Origin of the sequence: Trichococcus flocculiformis (assembly GCF_963662535.1) — a bacterium.
GTDB lineage: Bacteria > Bacillota > Bacilli > Lactobacillales > Aerococcaceae > Trichococcus > Trichococcus flocculiformis.
In genome coordinates this window covers 2608505-2623311 of the sequence record NZ_OY759718.1, presented here as the reverse complement: position 1 = coordinate 2623311, position 14807 = coordinate 2608505, and the positions used below count along the sequence as shown (strand labels likewise).

Sequence of the window (14807 nt, the reverse complement as noted above, 5' to 3'; positions counted from 1 at the left end):
TTGTTTGGATGAAGTTGTTATTCCGTCGCGTAGTATTCGTCCCAATAGCCGTAAACATAAGTATTTTTGATGCGCCATTGTTGGAAACGTATCGGCACAACAAAAGAGTAGAGGCCCAAAGTCAGGACTGAAAAAAGAGTCCATTTCAGCAAGAAAAGCCACAGATCAAAGGATTTTCCGACAAAATGCAATTGGCGACCTTCGATGTAGGTATGCCTGGCGACCCATCTTTCCCGGTGGCAGAAAGCCCAAGGTGCAGCCAGTCCGAGAGTGAAAAAGCCCGCGAGAAAACTGACAAGCATAATGCCCAAATACTCCAACAGTGTTCCGGTGAAATAAGAATCGTTATGATGGTGCAAAATACCACTCCTTCATTTCTATTTGCCTATATATTACGGTATTCGTTTCAAATAGTTTCTATCAATATAGTGAAAACATTTAGCAGATGCACTTAAATATTGCTCTGATGAAGCAAATACGATACGCTAAATACAACTATCATTTTGACGAAACGCGAGGGACAAATAATGACAAATAAACTAGCGCTCATCACTGGCGCAAGCTCCGGTATCGGTCAGGAGTTCGCTAAGAAGCTGAGCCAACAAGGGTACGATCTGATTCTGGTTGCGAGGCGTGAGGATCGACTTTTGGAAATCGCCAAACACTTGTCGACCAAAAGTGAAATCATCACAGCGGACTTGGCTAAGGCGGAGGAATGCTACCGTCTGTACGAAGAAACGAAGGGCAAAAATATTTCCATGCTGATTAATTGTGCCGGTTTCGGCGATTTCGGCGCGTTCACGACGACCAGCCTGGACAAGGAACTGGAGATGATCGATGTCAACATCAAGGCGGTTCATATTCTGACCAAGAAATTTCTGCCGGATATGATCGCAAAAAATGAAGGTTATATTCTGAATGTTGCTTCGGTTGCCGGACTGATGCCAGCGGGGCCTTACATGGCAACTTATTACGCAACCAAAGCCTACGTAACAAGTTTCACCTCTGCAATCGCTGAAGAATTGGAAGAGAAGAAGAGCAACGTTTACGTCGGTTCGTTATGTCCGGGGCCGGTAGACACAGAGTTCAATAAAGTAGCTGATGTGAAGTTCAATCTGAAGGGCATCACTTCTGAATACTGCGTCAATTATGCCTTGGATAAAATGTATAAACGCAAGAAAATCATCGTTCCGACGATGTTGCTGAAGGGAGCGCTCTTCTCGTCGAAGCTGGCGCCGCGCAACTTGGTCGTGCGCCTGACGAGCAGGCAGCAAAAGAAAAAACAAGGATAATGAATGCGGGAGGCCAGCTGGCGCAAGCGAAGCTGGCCGAAAGAAACCGAACTGGATTCAGCTGTTTTTCTCCGGTGAGTTCTGATGCGGCCGGAGGAGACGCTTAAATGGGGCTCCTGAACTCAGGTGAAGCAATCTTCACCTGAGGAGGCAACCCGAAACCAAGTTTTCCTCCGGCGAAGCTCCTCTTGGCCGGAGAACACGAGCAAAAATGATAGCCGAATTTCCGCCGTAGCCCTGTAAGCAGAAAAAAATAACGTCCAAGCGACCAGTGTAACGCTGCTGGCCGCTTGGACGTTATTTATCTTATCGTGCTTCATCGAGAAGCCAGCAGACTACGGCCTCCCGTTTGGTGCCTAAGCGTTTTCTTGGTAAAATAGATACAAACGGGTGGTCGAACAAAATCAGCTGAAAAAGCCGCTGCCTTATCCCGGATTAGAAAGCGTGCCGGTGAAGAGAGGGGGTTTGATGATGAAAATCGACAGAATTGAAATTGGGGAAGTGGCCATCCCGCTGCGGACGCCATTCAAAACAGCGTCGCGCACGGTTGATGCCGTGAATAACATCCTGATCCGCATCGTGACGGACAGCGGTACTGCAGGCTATGGGGAGGCACCACCGACAGCCTTGATCACCGGCGAAACAAAGGCTTCCATCCGCGAGGCCATCATGCAATATATCGCTCCGAGCATCATCGGGATGGAAATTTTCGACCTGGATACCATCATGCAAAGGCTGCATGCCAGCATCGTCAACAACACATCAGCTAAAGCTGCCGTTGACATGGCTGTCTACGACTTATATGCCAAAACGCTCGGCCAACCTTTGTACAAAGTACTGGGCGGAGCGAAACGGAAAATCGAGACTGCCTACACCATCAGCGACAATCCCATCGATGAGATGCTGCGCGACAGTATGCAGGCCGTTCAGGACGGCTTCAGCATCCTGAATGTGAATGTCGGTAAGCAAAGGCTCAAAGATGTGGATAGTTTGCTGGCTATCCGCAAGGCCGTCGGACCGGGCATCCGTATCCGGGTCGAGGCAAATCAAGGCTGGAGCCCCCAGGATGCGATCCGCATCATCAGTCTGCTGGAGGATAAGGACATGCAGACCGAGCTGGTGGAACAGCCGGTGAAGGCGCACGATCTGGCCGGCCTGAAATTTGTGAAGCAACATGTCCAAACACCGATAGTGGCCGACGAGAGTATTTTTTCCATGAAGGATGCCCTCCATATAATCCAGACACAATCAGCCGACCTCATCAACATCAAACTGATGAAAACCGGAGGCATTCACGAGGCCCTCAAAATCTGCACCGTGGCGGAAACCTACGGGGTGGATTGTATGATCGGTTGCATGCTGGAAAGCAAGATTTCGGTCAGTGCAGCGGCCCATCTGGCAGCCGCTAAAAACTGCATCACGATGGTCGACCTCATTGGGCCGTCGTTCTACAAAATCGAATCCTATGAGGGCGGTCCGCTGTTCACCGGAGGCACAATCAAGCTGGGGGATGCGAACGGCATCGGCATCAGTGCCTTTCCGAAGGCCCATTTCAAAAAGCTTGTAGTCATAAAATAAAAGATTTTTCCAGAGCGGTCATGGAAGGGGATTTCCATGAAGTTGAGGGAGTTCTATGTGAAGCGAGCCATCGGTTTTGTCATTGTTATGCTTCTTGTACTGATTATTTTATTGGTAAATAAATATCTGCTGCATCTTTTCTGACAAATACAAAACCCCTTTCGGAAATAAAAATTATTCCGGAAGGGGTTTTTGGGTTGTTCTAGATCAAACCAACTTTTTTCATGGCTGCGGCCAAACGGTCGATGACTGCTTGATCGGCATCCGTCAAAGGCAGACGCATCGGTCCGACATTGAAGCCCAACAATTGCATTCCTGCTTTGACTGGAATCGGATTCGGCTCCACGAACAGGCAGTCGATCAGTTCTTTGTACTCGGCCTGCATTGCTGCAGCTTTTTTGATGTCGCCATCTAGCCAAGCGTGGGTCATTTCGGCTGTAGCTTTCGGTGCGATATTGGCAAGGACGGAGATGACGCCTTTTGCGCCCAAGCTCATCAGCGGGATGATCGTGTCATCGTTACCCGAGTAGATGTCCAAACGATCGCCCAAAAGACGCAGGTTGTCCACTGCCTGGCCGAAGTTGCCGGTAGCATCCTTCAACGAAACGATGTTGTCGATTTTCGCCAACTCCACCAAAGATTCTGGGGTAATATTCTGACCGGTACGGCCAGGCACATTGTAAAGGACGATCGGCACTTTCACGCTGTTGGCGATAGCTTTGTAATGTTCAATCAAGCCTTTTTGCGATGTTTTGTTGTAGTAAGGGGTGACGCTGAGGATTGCATCCACACCCGTTGCTTCGACAGCGCGCGTCAATCCGACGCCGTGGCGCGTATCGTTGCTTCCGGCACCGCCGATGACGGGTACGCGGCCATTGACTTTTTCGACAGTGAAGCGGATCAGATCCAGCTGTTCCTCATCCGTCAGCGTGGAAGCCTCTCCGGTTGTTCCTGCGATAATGATCGAGTCGGTTCCGTTCGCAATCTGGAACTCGATCAGTTCTTCCAATACCTCGTAGTTGATTTCTTGGTTCTCCGTATCTTTAAACGGCGTAACAATAGCGACGCCTGAGCCTTCAAAAATAGCCATGCTTATCTTCCTCCTGAATTCTGTGTTTTATTTATGAATAGACAAAAAACGACTATGAGCAAATGGTCTCATAGTCGTTCAAAACAGGCTGCTTAAGCTGAAACATTGCATCCAGATAGTGAATTCCACCAATTTGCCCCAACGTGAGAAGCTCACCGAACAAAGCTGGGCGGCTTTGTCCGACAGTGCCAGATTTATTCAACCTTGGCCCCAATACAGAGTATTTCGGCAGCAACACCTTTCAGGGAACCCCTTACTGATTGTTAACCGCGACCTCTTCATCACATCGAATCGTATTTTGTTAACTCCACACTATCAAATACAAATCAGTCTGTCAATCATATTCTGAGTGGATGCTGAGAAAATGCTTTGAAAAAAATGGCAAAAAAGACACATTCGGTGACAGTGCATCCGGATGCTCCGGGAAAGCATATGCGCCAGCAATGTGATAAAATCAGGTTGAGGGAACGCTTTCGAGGGAAGTCCAGAAAGGGATTCCGGGATGTTTTGTTGCAGGCCATCCGCGCAGAGTTTGTCTCCAGCGCACCGGCAAGAATTTGAGAGGACGTGAAAACTGATGAAGATAGAACATGTTGCAGTCTGGGTGGATGATTTGGAGCTGATGCGCGATTTTTATGTTCGTTTTTTTGACGGAAAGGCTAATAAATTATATCGGAATCCTGAAAAAGACTTCCAATCTTACTTCATTACCTTCCGTGAAGGAGCCCGTTTGGAACTTATGAAGAGGATGAATGTCACGGAACGCTATCCTTTTGATATGCTGGGCTGGGCGCATCTGGCTGTCTCCGTCGGCAGCAAGCAGAACGTCGACTTTTTCACCGACAGGCTCATCAAAGCGGGGTACACATGCAAAAGCCAACCGCGCGTGACGGGGGATGGCTACTACGAAAGCATGTTCCTTGATCCAGAAAAGAATGTAATCGAAATCACCATCTGAAAGAACTATGAGGCCGAAAATCAGGGGGGCTGCCATGATGAAAAGAAACCATCTATTTGCCGATCAAACGAAAGCAGGAAGGGATATGCGCAAAAAGAGGACGCGCTTTCTGATTGCTGGAGCGATCGGTACCAGTATCGGCTTGACAGCCGGTTTCCTGTTACGTTGGGAATTGACCCCTTTGATCGGTTGGGACAGTGCCGCAATCATTTTATTGTATTTGCTGTGGAAGGATTTTCATCCTCATGATGGGACGGAAACGGAACGGATTGCGCAAGAAGAGGATATCCAATATTCGACGATCGATTTTTTTGTCCTGTTGGCATGTTTGATCAGTATCGGGGCTGTCGCGTTGATGTTGACCACCCAAGAACGCAGTTTCGAGACAATCGGATTTGGCCTGTTCAGCATCGTACTCTCCTGGACGACGGTGCATGGACTCTATATGTTACGGTATGCGGAACTGTATTATCGCGATGTGAACGGCGGCGTGGTTTTTGAAGGGACCGAGAAACCTAATTTTTGGGATTTCGCTTATCTGGCGTTCACAATCGGGATGACTTATCAGGTCTCCGACACTACTTTTACGACACCGGAATTTCGTAAGGCTGCGCTGGGGCACGCCCTGTTGTCCTTCATTTTCGGGACAGCCATCATTGCCACGACCATCAATTTTGTCGCTAGTTTGAGCAGATGAAGGAGGAGTTTATGCATGTTTTTTAAATCATTTTTTGATCCGCACATAGCGCAATTTTCCTATTTAGTGGGGTGTCAAAAAACGGGAGAAGCCATTATTATCGACCCCCTGCGGGCCTTGGATGATTATATCCAGGCAGCCGAGGATGAAGGATTGGTCATCACTGCAGCCACGGAAACGCATATCCATGCCGATTATGCATCCGGTCTTCAGGAAAGCGGAAGGCGCTTAGGTGCCAAACTGTATGTATCGGACTTGGGCGGGGATGACTGGCGCTATCAGAATTTGCCTGAAGGTAGTGTGCTGCTGCAGGATGGGGACATCATTTCTGTAGGGAAAGTCAAACTGGAAGTGTTGCACACGCCGGGACATACGCCAGAGAGCGTGTCATTTGTATTGACGGACATCGGCGGCGGTTCGGACATTCCAATGGGAGTGTTCACCGGCGACTTCATCTTTGTGGGCGACGTTGGACGGCCGGACTTGCTGGAAGAAGCTGCGCATATGCAAGGGACCACTGAAATCGGAGCAAAAGCGATGTTCCGTTCCCTGCAGAAAATGGCTGACTATCCGGACCATCTGCAGATTTGGCCGGGACATGGCGCCGGCAGCGCCTGCGGAAAGTCGCTGGGAGCCGTTCCGATGACCACTTTGGGCTACGAAAAATACAACAACTGGGCTTTCCAATATGATGAAGAAACGAGCTTTATCGAGGCGTTGACGCAGGACCAGCCTGAGCCGCCCAGCTACTTTGCACAAATGAAGAAAATCAACAAACGGGACAGCGGCGCCTATGTACCGTATCCGATTTTCCCGCTGCAACAGGCTGGGCCGAATGATAGGATGATCGATCTGCGCGCGAAAGAGATATATCAAGCCGGCCATATCGAAAGAACGCTGAATATTCCGTTGAACAAAAAGTTTTTGACTTATGTGGGGTGGTTCCTGGATTACGACGGGCAAGTGACGCTCATCGGAACCAAAGAAGATGCTGAAACAGCTACCCGTCAACTGCAGCTGATCGGGTTCGACCAAGTCAGAGGCTATCTGGATGCCGGGCAAATCGCTGGCGGTGAGATGACTGAAACGATCACCGCAGCAGCCTTCATCGCTTTGCGCCAAGAAAAGGATCTGCAGATATTGGATGTGCGCTCGCAGAGCGAATGGAATGAAGGGCATCTTTCCGACGCCAAACGCGTGCTCCTCGGAAAACTTTTGGAGGCCCCGTTGCCTTTTAAAAGGGATGAACCTCTTTACGTCCATTGTCAATCAGGTGTCCGTTCGGCAGTTGCCATCGGCGCCTTGGAGGAGCGAGGATTCAAAAAAATCATCAATATCCTGGGAGGATACACTGCGATCGAAAACAGCCTCAATGGATAGACACAAATGCGCGAGGACCTGCAAAAAGGTAATCAGCACAACAAAATGAGCCGGAAGGAAGAGCTGCAAAAGGCCCTTCCTTCCGGCTGCTTTTTGATTTAAATCGTTTCTATCAAGACGCGGGGAATAAATAGCCAGAATCCCTGTACGATGGTATACTACTAAATGTCGCATTTAGTGAAGTAGACCGAATAGTCCATGAGTTTTTTTAAGAAAGAGGTGTCGGTTGGTTGCATAAAGATCTAACGAAAGAACAGGAACGTGTCCATCGCGTCATTAAAGTCATCAACGACGAAAAAACGCGATTGGCCGAGCAAGTAGAAGAAAAAAGTGAAAAGCAAAGACAGCAATTAAAGGAATCCAAAGAGATCAAAATCAGCCAAGGATCCTCAGAGAGCGTCTGGGAATCGTCGGCGGAACTGCGGGCCTTCGAACAGGAACTGATGATTCGCAACAATGAATTACAGAACAGCAATGAGCGTGTCGCAGTATTGGAAAAAATGCAGGATGAGCCTTACTTTGGTCGTATCGACTATCACGATGAGTACGGCAATGAAACCATCTATATCGGGATCGGATCTTTGTTCGAAAAAGATGAGAACCTGATCGTCGACTGGCGGTCACCCATTGCATCGCTTTATTATGAAGGCAGCAAAGGCGAAAAAGTGAAGCTGATGATAGCGGATCAACCGATGACATACGGCGTTGACCTGAAACGACAATTTTTGATCAGACAGGCGGAAATCATCCGCATGATGGACACGGACAATGTCATGGGCGATCCTTATTTGCTGGAAGTGTTGGAAGGACCTTCATCCTATCAGATGGGCACGGTCGTATCCACTTTGCAGAAAGAACAGAACCAGATTGTCAGGGAAACCAAAGCGGCCGTCACGCTGATAGAAGGGGTTGCCGGATCAGGAAAAACAGTTGTCCTGATGCAGAAAATCGCCTATCTGCTGTATGCTTTCCGAGACCAATTGAAGTCGGAAGAAGTCGTCCTGTTTTCCCCGAACAAAATATTCCAGGAATATGTTTCCCAAGTGTTGCCTGCATTGGGTGAACTGAATGTCGGAAATACAACCTTCAGCGAATTCATGGAGCGGAAGGTGACCGGATTTTCTTTGCGCGCCGATCAAGAGGACAGCTTAGCCAAGGTCACGGTACTGAAGGGCAGCTTGGCTTTTTATGAAGCGTTGCAGAAATACGGCGCGCTCCTGAAGAAACGCTACCTGAAATTCTCGGATATTCGTTTCCGCGGTGACATCATCCTTTCGGAGAAGGAGATCGAGTCGGCTTTCTATAGCATCGAAAGCCAAGGTTCATTGGCCAGCAAATTGGATATTCTCAAAAGACATTTGCTGCAGCGCGTGGAACGCATCCAACAATCGCAAAAAGGCAAGCCATGGGTCGAAAAAGAAATGATTGCCATGTCCGATCTGGATCTGTACCGTTACGAGAAAGAGACCCACAACCAAAAAGCGATGGAAGAGGCCATGACGGCTGATATCCTGGAGGACGCTTTCGAACCGATCGTCGCGAGGATCGAAGCGCTGGCCTTTATCCGTTATAAGAACCAATACATCCATTTCCTGAGAGCCGTTCCTAAATTGCTTTCATTGGATGCTTTCGGCTTGGATGAGGATGAATGGCGCACCCACATCGCTGTGGTTGCGGCACACATGGCAGAGAAGAGCGTGCTGCTTGAAGATCTGGATGCCTACTATAGTCTGCGTTTGTTGCTGAAGGGACCATCCAGCGACATGAAATATCAATACATCTGCCTGGATGAGGTGCAGGATTTTTCACCTTTCCAACTGCAGATGCTGCAGCATGCCTACCCGAGCGCACGCTTCATCCTGAGCGGCGACTTGAATCAGAATATCCTGAACAGACGTCTTTCCTTTGATGATCTCCGGACCATTTTTTCCGAAAGTACGTTCCGTTCTTACCGTTTGCTGACCAGTTACCGTTCGACGAATGAAATCGTCCGTTTCTCGGAAAGCTTCATCGAAGGTGAAAAACCGGAAGGGACCTATATCCGTTCCGGCAAGAAACCGGAAGTGCTGCTGACCGACGATGGCGGGCTCGATATGGACTACATCAAACAGAATGTGGATGCGAGCGTCGCTGCCGGCATGCGCCTGGCTTTCATCAGCCGCAATGCGGAAGATGCGGAACGCATCAGCCAGGAACTGTCGGCTGCTGGTATTGACTTTAAACTCGTGCAGCAGGATACCGACAACAGCCATCATCCGGTATTGATCATGCCGGCCCGTTTGGCTAAAGGTCTGGAATTCGATGTCGTTTTTGCGATTTGCCACTATCCGGCAAAAGCTGCCCAGAACGAAATGCAGATCCTCTACACAATCTGCACCCGAGCGATGCACGAGCTCTATCTGACTGTTTCCGAGAAGGAAGCTGGACTGGTGGAACGCGTGGATCCGGATTATTATGACGTAAGAAAAATGTGAAACCTGAATAGCCCCGGCGGAGTCTGCAGTCCATAAACAGATTCCATCGGAGCTATTTTTTGTTGTGGTGGCGGATCAGACGATCTGATAAGTTCCGCGCAAGTCTTTTTCATAGGGGCCCATTTCGGCCAAGTAATCCATCATCGCTTCGACTGCATGCTTTTCCAGATTCTTGTGTTCTTTTCCGAATTTCTTCGGCACACCCTGATTGGTCACATAGCTGACGTTGTACTCTTTATCCGGGATGACTTCTTCGCCGGCGATGAAAAGTTTTTGGACACGGGTTCCTTTTGGATTTTCCAGTTTCAGGTAAGCATGCAAGCCCATCGCCCGCTTCAGGTAGCCGCCCATCTGATTAAATGGGTCCGCTGCGTAGGTGCTCTCAAGGTTTTCTTCCAGCAGAGCGACTATTTCCGAACCAGTCAGGATAGCAGTTGAAATCGGCGGATCCATCGGAATGATCTGATACAATTCCCTCAGCGTTACCGGGCCTTTCAGGATTGGAACCCCGTAGCGCCAGCCGTTGGAGAAGGCCAGATCTGTTTTCGTGTGGAAAAGGATCGCATCCAAGAGGAAGTTGTCCATCGTTGTTTCGACGCTCCAGCCGCGGTGCAGCACTTTTTTGGTCTCACCGACTTTCAGCTCCAATTTCTCGCGATATGGGGAGAGGGCATCCTCGACCAACAATTTCATTTCGGAGTCTTCCGGGATATCCTCCGTCACCGGAATAAGTTGGTGCTCGATGGATTGAATCACTCCGTCTTCAAGAGTCATTTCGAGTGCACCAAGGAAAGATCCGTGCGAGCCGGATTGGATGACTGCCGTTTCGCCGACATGGACGATGTGCTCCTGCCGATTATGAGTGTGACCGCTCAGACAGATCGCCACGCCTTCGACCTCGCTCATCAATTTCAGATCCTGCGGGAAACCGAGATGGGACAGGACGATAATCAGATTGACATCTTTTTCCTTCAGTTCCGCTACATAACCCGGCAGTTCCTCGCGCCCCAAAGTGAAAGAAAGTCCTTCGCTGAAATGGGGCGGCATCGTTTTATCGATAATATTGCAGGCGATGCCGATCACACCGATCGAAATTTCGCCGACGGACAGGATTTTGTAAGGAGCGAACGCCAACTTGCCGCTTTCCTTTTCATAGGCATTGATCGCGAGAATCGGGTAGTGAAGTTGTTCGCCGATTTTTTTCAGATTGGCCGGACCGAAGCCGGTGTCCCAGTGGAATGTCATGGCATCAAAGCCGACTTCGTTCAGGACGGGCAGCATGTGCCAGCCTTTCGTAGCGATCGCTTCGTAGGTGCCATGGATCGTGTCGCCGTTATCGAAAACGAGTGTCGGATTTTTGCTGCGGAAATCTTTGATCAGGCTTTGGAGACGAGCATACCCCCCAGCCTTGCGGAACGCTAATTTGTCTTTTTCATAGAACAGTTCGTTGTGCAACTCCAAGTAGCTGTGGGTGTCGTTGATCTGAAGGATCGTCAATTTTTTTTGCATAGTAATCCACCTTTCAGGACGAAATGTGACAGAAGCATTCGTTATATGGTTGCTTCTATTCTAACATTCTGTGCGGCAGATACCGATTGTTATGCCCTGTACGGCACAGGAAGAATCCTGAAACGTAATGGAAAATAAAATTTCAACGCAGAACTGTGTTAGAATTTGGATATATAAATGGATGGTCGGCAGAGGAGGAACAAGAATTTTGGATGTTAGTGTTGTATTTAGTAGGATGATCATGCTGGTGATGATCATGTTTGTAGGCTATCTCGCGACGGTCATGAAAGTTTTCGACAAGCACGCGAACGCCAATTTTGCAGCGTTGATCACCTATGTCACGGTGCCGGCGCTTGTGATTGCATCGGTGGAAGGTGCAGGCGAGGTAGGTACGAAGTCGGACACGCTCTTCGTCTTGTTGACCGCTACCCTGATGTATCTTTTCACGGTCGGATTGGCCAAGTTCAGTCCGAAACTGTTCCGCGCGGATAAGGAAACGGAAGGGATCATCGAGTTCCTGACCATCTTCACGAACAATGGTTTCATGGGATTGCCGGTCGTGCAGGCTATTTTCGGCACCGGCGCCCTTTTTTATGCCTCGCTCTACGGCATCCCGAACAACCTGTTGATCTACTCTTTGGGAGTCTTCCTGATTGCGAAAGGCTCGAAAAAGTCGCGGGCGAGCTTGAAAGCGATTCTCCTGAATCCCGGCAACCTCGCTTCGCTGTTCGCGGTGTTCGTGTTCCTGTTCGACGTTAAATTGCCGGCGTCGGTGATGGACACCGCCACCAGCATCGGGAATATCACGTCCCCATTGGCGATGATCATCATCGGCGCGTCATTGGCCGACATCGATATCCTAGGTGCCTTCAAGGAATGGAAAATCTATCTGTTTGCGTTCTACCGCATGATCGTGATTCCGTTGTTTCTCTGGTGGGCTACGAAGGGCATCCTGACGAATCCGACTATGCTGGGGATTCTCGTCATCATTTCGGCCATGCCTGGCCCGGCGATGGCTGTGGCATTGTCGATGCAGTACGGTGGCAACACAGCCTTTTCAACGCGCTACGTCTTCATTTCGACGTTGCTGTCGGTGTTCACGATCCCGCTGTTGGCTGCGCTGCTGTTTTGAGCAGCATAGATGCACAAAGAACGCCCACTCCGCTAACCATACGGAGTGGGCGTACATTCGTTATTTCAAGTTCTTCGTGATGTAAGGATTCAACCAACGGTACAAGAGTGTGGACAGAAATGCCCCCACGAGGCCCTGCGCGATGTTCAACGGGAAGGAAGCAATCGCGGCACCAAAACTGAATAGGATCGTGTCCCCGATGGCGTATCCGATCGCCATCCACACACCGGCGATCACCGTGGCAACCAACGGCTTCTTGTGATCCATTTTCTGGAACAACCAGCCGGCAAAGAATCCTTCCAAACCTTTCACGACAAAGGTAATCGGCGCATAGAAGGCATAACCGGCGAACAGGTCAGCCAACATGCTGCCGAGTGAACCGACGATAAAGCCCGCGCTGCTTCCGAAGGACAGACCGGCCAACAGGAGCACCATGTCTCCCAAGTTAACGTAGCCAAAAGGGATCGAAATGCGGAACAATAAGGTCATGACGACGGTAAACGCTATAAATAAGGCCAAAATAACCAATCTGTAAGTACTGCTTTTTTCAGTTTTCATACAACTCGCCTCCAAGCATTATTTTTTATTATAGCCCTTATGCAGAAGTTTGCACTCTTTTTCTCATCGTTTTCACAATAATTTCCAAAATGATGGAAAAATCAGAAAATCCAATGAAAAGATGATAGAATGGGAATAATTGAGTTTTTAAAGTGAAGGGGTGAAGCATTTGAGTCAACCGAGGGTATTGATTATCCAAGATATTTCCGCCAGTTGTCGCATTTCGATGAACGTGGCGGTGCCTGTAGTGAGCTGTCTGGACAATTGGGTGAGCATCCTGCCGACAGCACTGTTGTCCACCCATACGGGTAAAGAATTTGAAGACTATACCTTTTTGGATCTGACCCAGGAAATGGGAGGCATCCTGCAGCATTGGCAGTCTTTGGGCATCAAGTTTGATGGCATCCTGATCGGCTATCTGGGTTCGCGCCAGCAAATCAACATCGTACGCGATATTATTCATACATTTGCGGCCGAAGATGCCCACATCATTCTTGATCCGGCGATGGGCGATCAAGGCGTGCTCTATCCGGGATTCACGCTGGAATATGTGGATGAAATGGCGGCACTCTGCAATGAAGCGACCGTGATCACGCCAAACGTGACCGAAGCCTGCTTTTTGACCAAACGCCAAATGTTGAAGAAGCCATATAAGGAAGCCGATGTTGCGGAATTATTGGCTGATTTGCGGGTGCTGAATCCGAAGAGCGTCATCTTGACGGGGGTCTCCCTCGAAATGGAAAAAGTAGGGGCCGTCTGCATCAGCCAAGACGAACCTGAAGCGCAGTATACCTTCGCGAAACATTTTCCCGGCCACTATGACGGCGCAGGAGACTTGTTCACAAGTGTGGTTGGCGGTTTGCTTTTCCAAAACCTCCCACTGACCGTAGCCACCGAAACGGCCGTCCACTACAACAACAAGGTGATCGAGCGCACGTTGAAAAGCGGACGCGAACTGCACTATGGCGTCCAATTCGAGACGGACTTGCCGTATCTGATCGAACAGCTGCGCAAATACAAACCAGCTGAATAGAGAAATTTTTTTAAGATTTTTTTCTGAAAGAGGCGTGAGAGAATGAAGATTGAAACTGTAGCCATCATCGGATTGGGCGCTTTAGGAATCCTATACGGAAACCATTTCACGAAAGCCATCGGAAAGGATCGCGTGCGCATCGTCGTCAACAAAGAGCGGATGGCGCGCTATCAGGAACAAGGCATTTCCTTCAACGGGGAGCCCTGTGATTTCCAATACGTCGACGAAAAAGATGCCAGTCTGGAACCTGCAGACCTTGTCATTTTAGCCGTAAAAGGAACCCAATTGGATGACGCGATCGAAACAGCCCGCAACCAAGTCGGTCCGGATACGACGATCATTTCGGTCCTGAACGGCATTTCCAGCGAAGAAGTCATCGGCGCGGCTTTTGGCGGTGAGAAGATCGTCCACTGCGTAGCCCAAGGGATGGACGCACTGCGCACCGGCAACGATGTGAAGTCTGTCCATATCGGCGAACTGCGCATCGGCATCGATGCTCCCGAAAAACAGACGCGTTTGGATGCGGTGGCAGCGTTCTTCGAAGAAACAGGTTTGCCGCACGTTGTTGAAGCGGATATCCTCCACCGCATGTGGGCGAAATTCATGCTGAATGTCGGCGTGAATCAAGTGCTGATGGTGAAGGAAGGCACTTTCCGCGACATCCACAAAGAGGGACCAATCCGCGACCTGATGATCGCCGCCATGCGCGAAGTCTTGCCGATCGCCCAGAAGGAAGGTGTCAACCTGACGGAAACCGATCTGGAGAACGATTTGACGATCATCGACGGACTGACACCGTTGGGAATGCCATCGATGCGACAGGATGGCATTGCGAAACGGCCTTCAGAGGTCGAGTTGTTTGCAGGCACCATACTGAAAAGAGCAAAAAAATACGGATTGCCTGCTCCGACGAACCAATACCTTTACGACCAGGTCCAAGCCATCGAAGCAACATACTAAGAGAACGGATTAGCGGCCTTCGCGGGCGAAGGCATCAAGCCCTCGCTAGCGGGGGCTTTTGCTTGGCCGCGGAAGGTTCATGCAGCGCCGGATATTTTGAGCGAGTCCAACCCCGGTGGGGCTTTCCTCGCCGGAGCTGAGGCGAG

Annotated in this window: 13 protein-coding genes and 1 riboswitch; of the genes, 9 read left to right on the top strand and 4 right to left on the bottom strand. The window is 49.6% G+C overall.

What is annotated here, in order from left to right:
• Positions 1 to 17: 17 nt before the first annotated feature.
• Positions 18 to 359 (bottom strand): DUF898 family protein, encoded by a 342-nt coding sequence (locus ACKPCD_RS12405; protein WP_276644932.1) that lies wholly within the window; start codon positions 357 to 359, stop codon positions 18 to 20.
• Positions 360 to 527: 168 nt separating this feature from the next.
• On the opposite strand from ACKPCD_RS12405, the gene ACKPCD_RS12400 reads away from it, so the two are divergent.
• On the top strand, positions 528 to 1292 hold the full coding sequence (locus tag ACKPCD_RS12400; RefSeq protein WP_086987937.1) for an SDR family NAD(P)-dependent oxidoreductase: 765 nt from the start codon (positions 528 to 530) through the stop codon (positions 1290 to 1292).
• A gap of 471 nt (positions 1293 to 1763) precedes the next feature.
• Positions 1764 to 2870: a dipeptide epimerase gene (locus tag ACKPCD_RS12395; RefSeq protein WP_321433404.1), complete on the top strand. Its 1107-nt coding sequence runs from the start codon at positions 1764 to 1766 to the stop codon at positions 2868 to 2870.
• 202 nt (positions 2871 to 3072) lie between these two features.
• On the opposite strand, the gene dapA is transcribed toward ACKPCD_RS12395, so the two are convergent.
• Complete coding sequence (dapA, locus tag ACKPCD_RS12390) at positions 3073 to 3960, bottom strand: 4-hydroxy-tetrahydrodipicolinate synthase (protein WP_086942264.1); 888 nt, start codon at positions 3958 to 3960, stop codon at positions 3073 to 3075.
• 140 nt (positions 3961 to 4100) lie between these two features.
• Positions 4101 to 4247, bottom strand: a riboswitch (Lysine riboswitch).
• A gap of 290 nt (positions 4248 to 4537) precedes the next feature.
• On the opposite strand from dapA, the gene ACKPCD_RS12385 reads away from it, so the two are divergent.
• The 4 genes from ACKPCD_RS12385 to helD all read left to right on the top strand — a co-directional run bounded on the left by ACKPCD_RS12385 (position 4538) and on the right by helD (position 9469).
• Complete coding sequence (locus ACKPCD_RS12385) at positions 4538 to 4918, top strand: VOC family protein (RefSeq protein ID WP_086987939.1); 381 nt, start codon at positions 4538 to 4540, stop codon at positions 4916 to 4918.
• Positions 4919 to 4952: 34 nt separating this feature from the next.
• Positions 4953 to 5615 (top strand): DUF1345 domain-containing protein, encoded by a 663-nt coding sequence (locus ACKPCD_RS12380; protein WP_321433403.1) that lies wholly within the window; start codon positions 4953 to 4955, stop codon positions 5613 to 5615.
• A 15-nt stretch (positions 5616 to 5630) separates the two neighbouring features.
• On the top strand, positions 5631 to 6995 hold the full coding sequence (locus ACKPCD_RS12375) for an MBL fold metallo-hydrolase (protein ID WP_321433402.1): 1365 nt from the start codon (positions 5631 to 5633) through the stop codon (positions 6993 to 6995).
• 230 nt (positions 6996 to 7225) lie between these two features.
• Complete coding sequence (gene helD, locus ACKPCD_RS12370; protein ID WP_321433401.1) at positions 7226 to 9469, top strand: RNA polymerase recycling motor HelD; 2244 nt, start codon at positions 7226 to 7228, stop codon at positions 9467 to 9469.
• A gap of 75 nt (positions 9470 to 9544) precedes the next feature.
• Here helD and ACKPCD_RS12365 read toward each other — a convergent pair whose 3' ends face one another.
• On the bottom strand, positions 9545 to 10978 hold the full coding sequence (locus ACKPCD_RS12365; protein WP_321433400.1) for a bifunctional metallophosphatase/5'-nucleotidase: 1434 nt from the start codon (positions 10976 to 10978) through the stop codon (positions 9545 to 9547).
• 208 nt (positions 10979 to 11186) lie between these two features.
• Here ACKPCD_RS12365 and ACKPCD_RS12360 point away from each other — a divergent pair, with 208 nt between their 5' ends.
• The gene (locus ACKPCD_RS12360; protein ID WP_321433399.1) at positions 11187 to 12110 is read left to right on the top strand and encodes an AEC family transporter; all 924 of its coding nucleotides are present in this window, start codon (positions 11187 to 11189) and stop codon (positions 12108 to 12110) included.
• A gap of 60 nt (positions 12111 to 12170) precedes the next feature.
• On the opposite strand, the gene ACKPCD_RS12355 is transcribed toward ACKPCD_RS12360, so the two are convergent.
• Positions 12171 to 12668 carry an ECF transporter S component gene (locus ACKPCD_RS12355; protein WP_321433398.1) on the bottom strand — a complete coding sequence of 166 codons (498 nt, stop codon included), beginning with the start codon at positions 12666 to 12668 and terminating at the stop codon, positions 12171 to 12173.
• A 169-nt stretch (positions 12669 to 12837) separates the two neighbouring features.
• On the opposite strand from ACKPCD_RS12355, the gene ACKPCD_RS12350 reads away from it, so the two are divergent.
• Both ACKPCD_RS12350 and ACKPCD_RS12345 read left to right on the top strand, forming a co-directional pair.
• Entirely contained in the window at positions 12838 to 13701 is an 864-nt protein-coding gene (locus ACKPCD_RS12350; RefSeq protein WP_086987948.1) for a pyridoxamine kinase, read from the top strand.
• A gap of 42 nt (positions 13702 to 13743) precedes the next feature.
• A complete protein-coding gene (locus ACKPCD_RS12345; RefSeq protein ID WP_319216822.1) occupies positions 13744 to 14661 on the top strand; it encodes a ketopantoate reductase family protein in 918 nt (305 codons plus the stop codon).
• Positions 14662 to 14807 lie beyond the last annotated feature (146 nt).

Coding starts and splice junctions, on each gene's coding strand:
- ACKPCD_RS12385 (WP_086987939.1), top strand. CDS start 4,538: ATGAAGATAGAACATGTTGCAGTCTGGGTGGATGATTTGGAGCTGATG.
- ACKPCD_RS12345 (WP_319216822.1), top strand. CDS start 13,744: ATGAAGATTGAAACTGTAGCCATCATCGGATTGGGCGCTTTAGGAATC.
- ACKPCD_RS12375 (WP_321433402.1), top strand. CDS start 5,631: ATGTTTTTTAAATCATTTTTTGATCCGCACATAGCGCAATTTTCCTAT.
- dapA (WP_086942264.1), bottom strand. CDS start 3,960: ATGGCTATTTTTGAAGGCTCAGGCGTCGCTATTGTTACGCCGTTTAAA.
- ACKPCD_RS12400 (WP_086987937.1), top strand. CDS start 528: ATGACAAATAAACTAGCGCTCATCACTGGCGCAAGCTCCGGTATCGGT.
- ACKPCD_RS12355 (WP_321433398.1), bottom strand. CDS start 12,668: ATGAAAACTGAAAAAAGCAGTACTTACAGATTGGTTATTTTGGCCTTA.
- ACKPCD_RS12365 (WP_321433400.1), bottom strand. CDS start 10,978: ATGCAAAAAAAATTGACGATCCTTCAGATCAACGACACCCACAGCTAC.
- ACKPCD_RS12395 (WP_321433404.1), top strand. CDS start 1,764: ATGAAAATCGACAGAATTGAAATTGGGGAAGTGGCCATCCCGCTGCGG.
- ACKPCD_RS12380 (WP_321433403.1), top strand. CDS start 4,953: ATGATGAAAAGAAACCATCTATTTGCCGATCAAACGAAAGCAGGAAGG.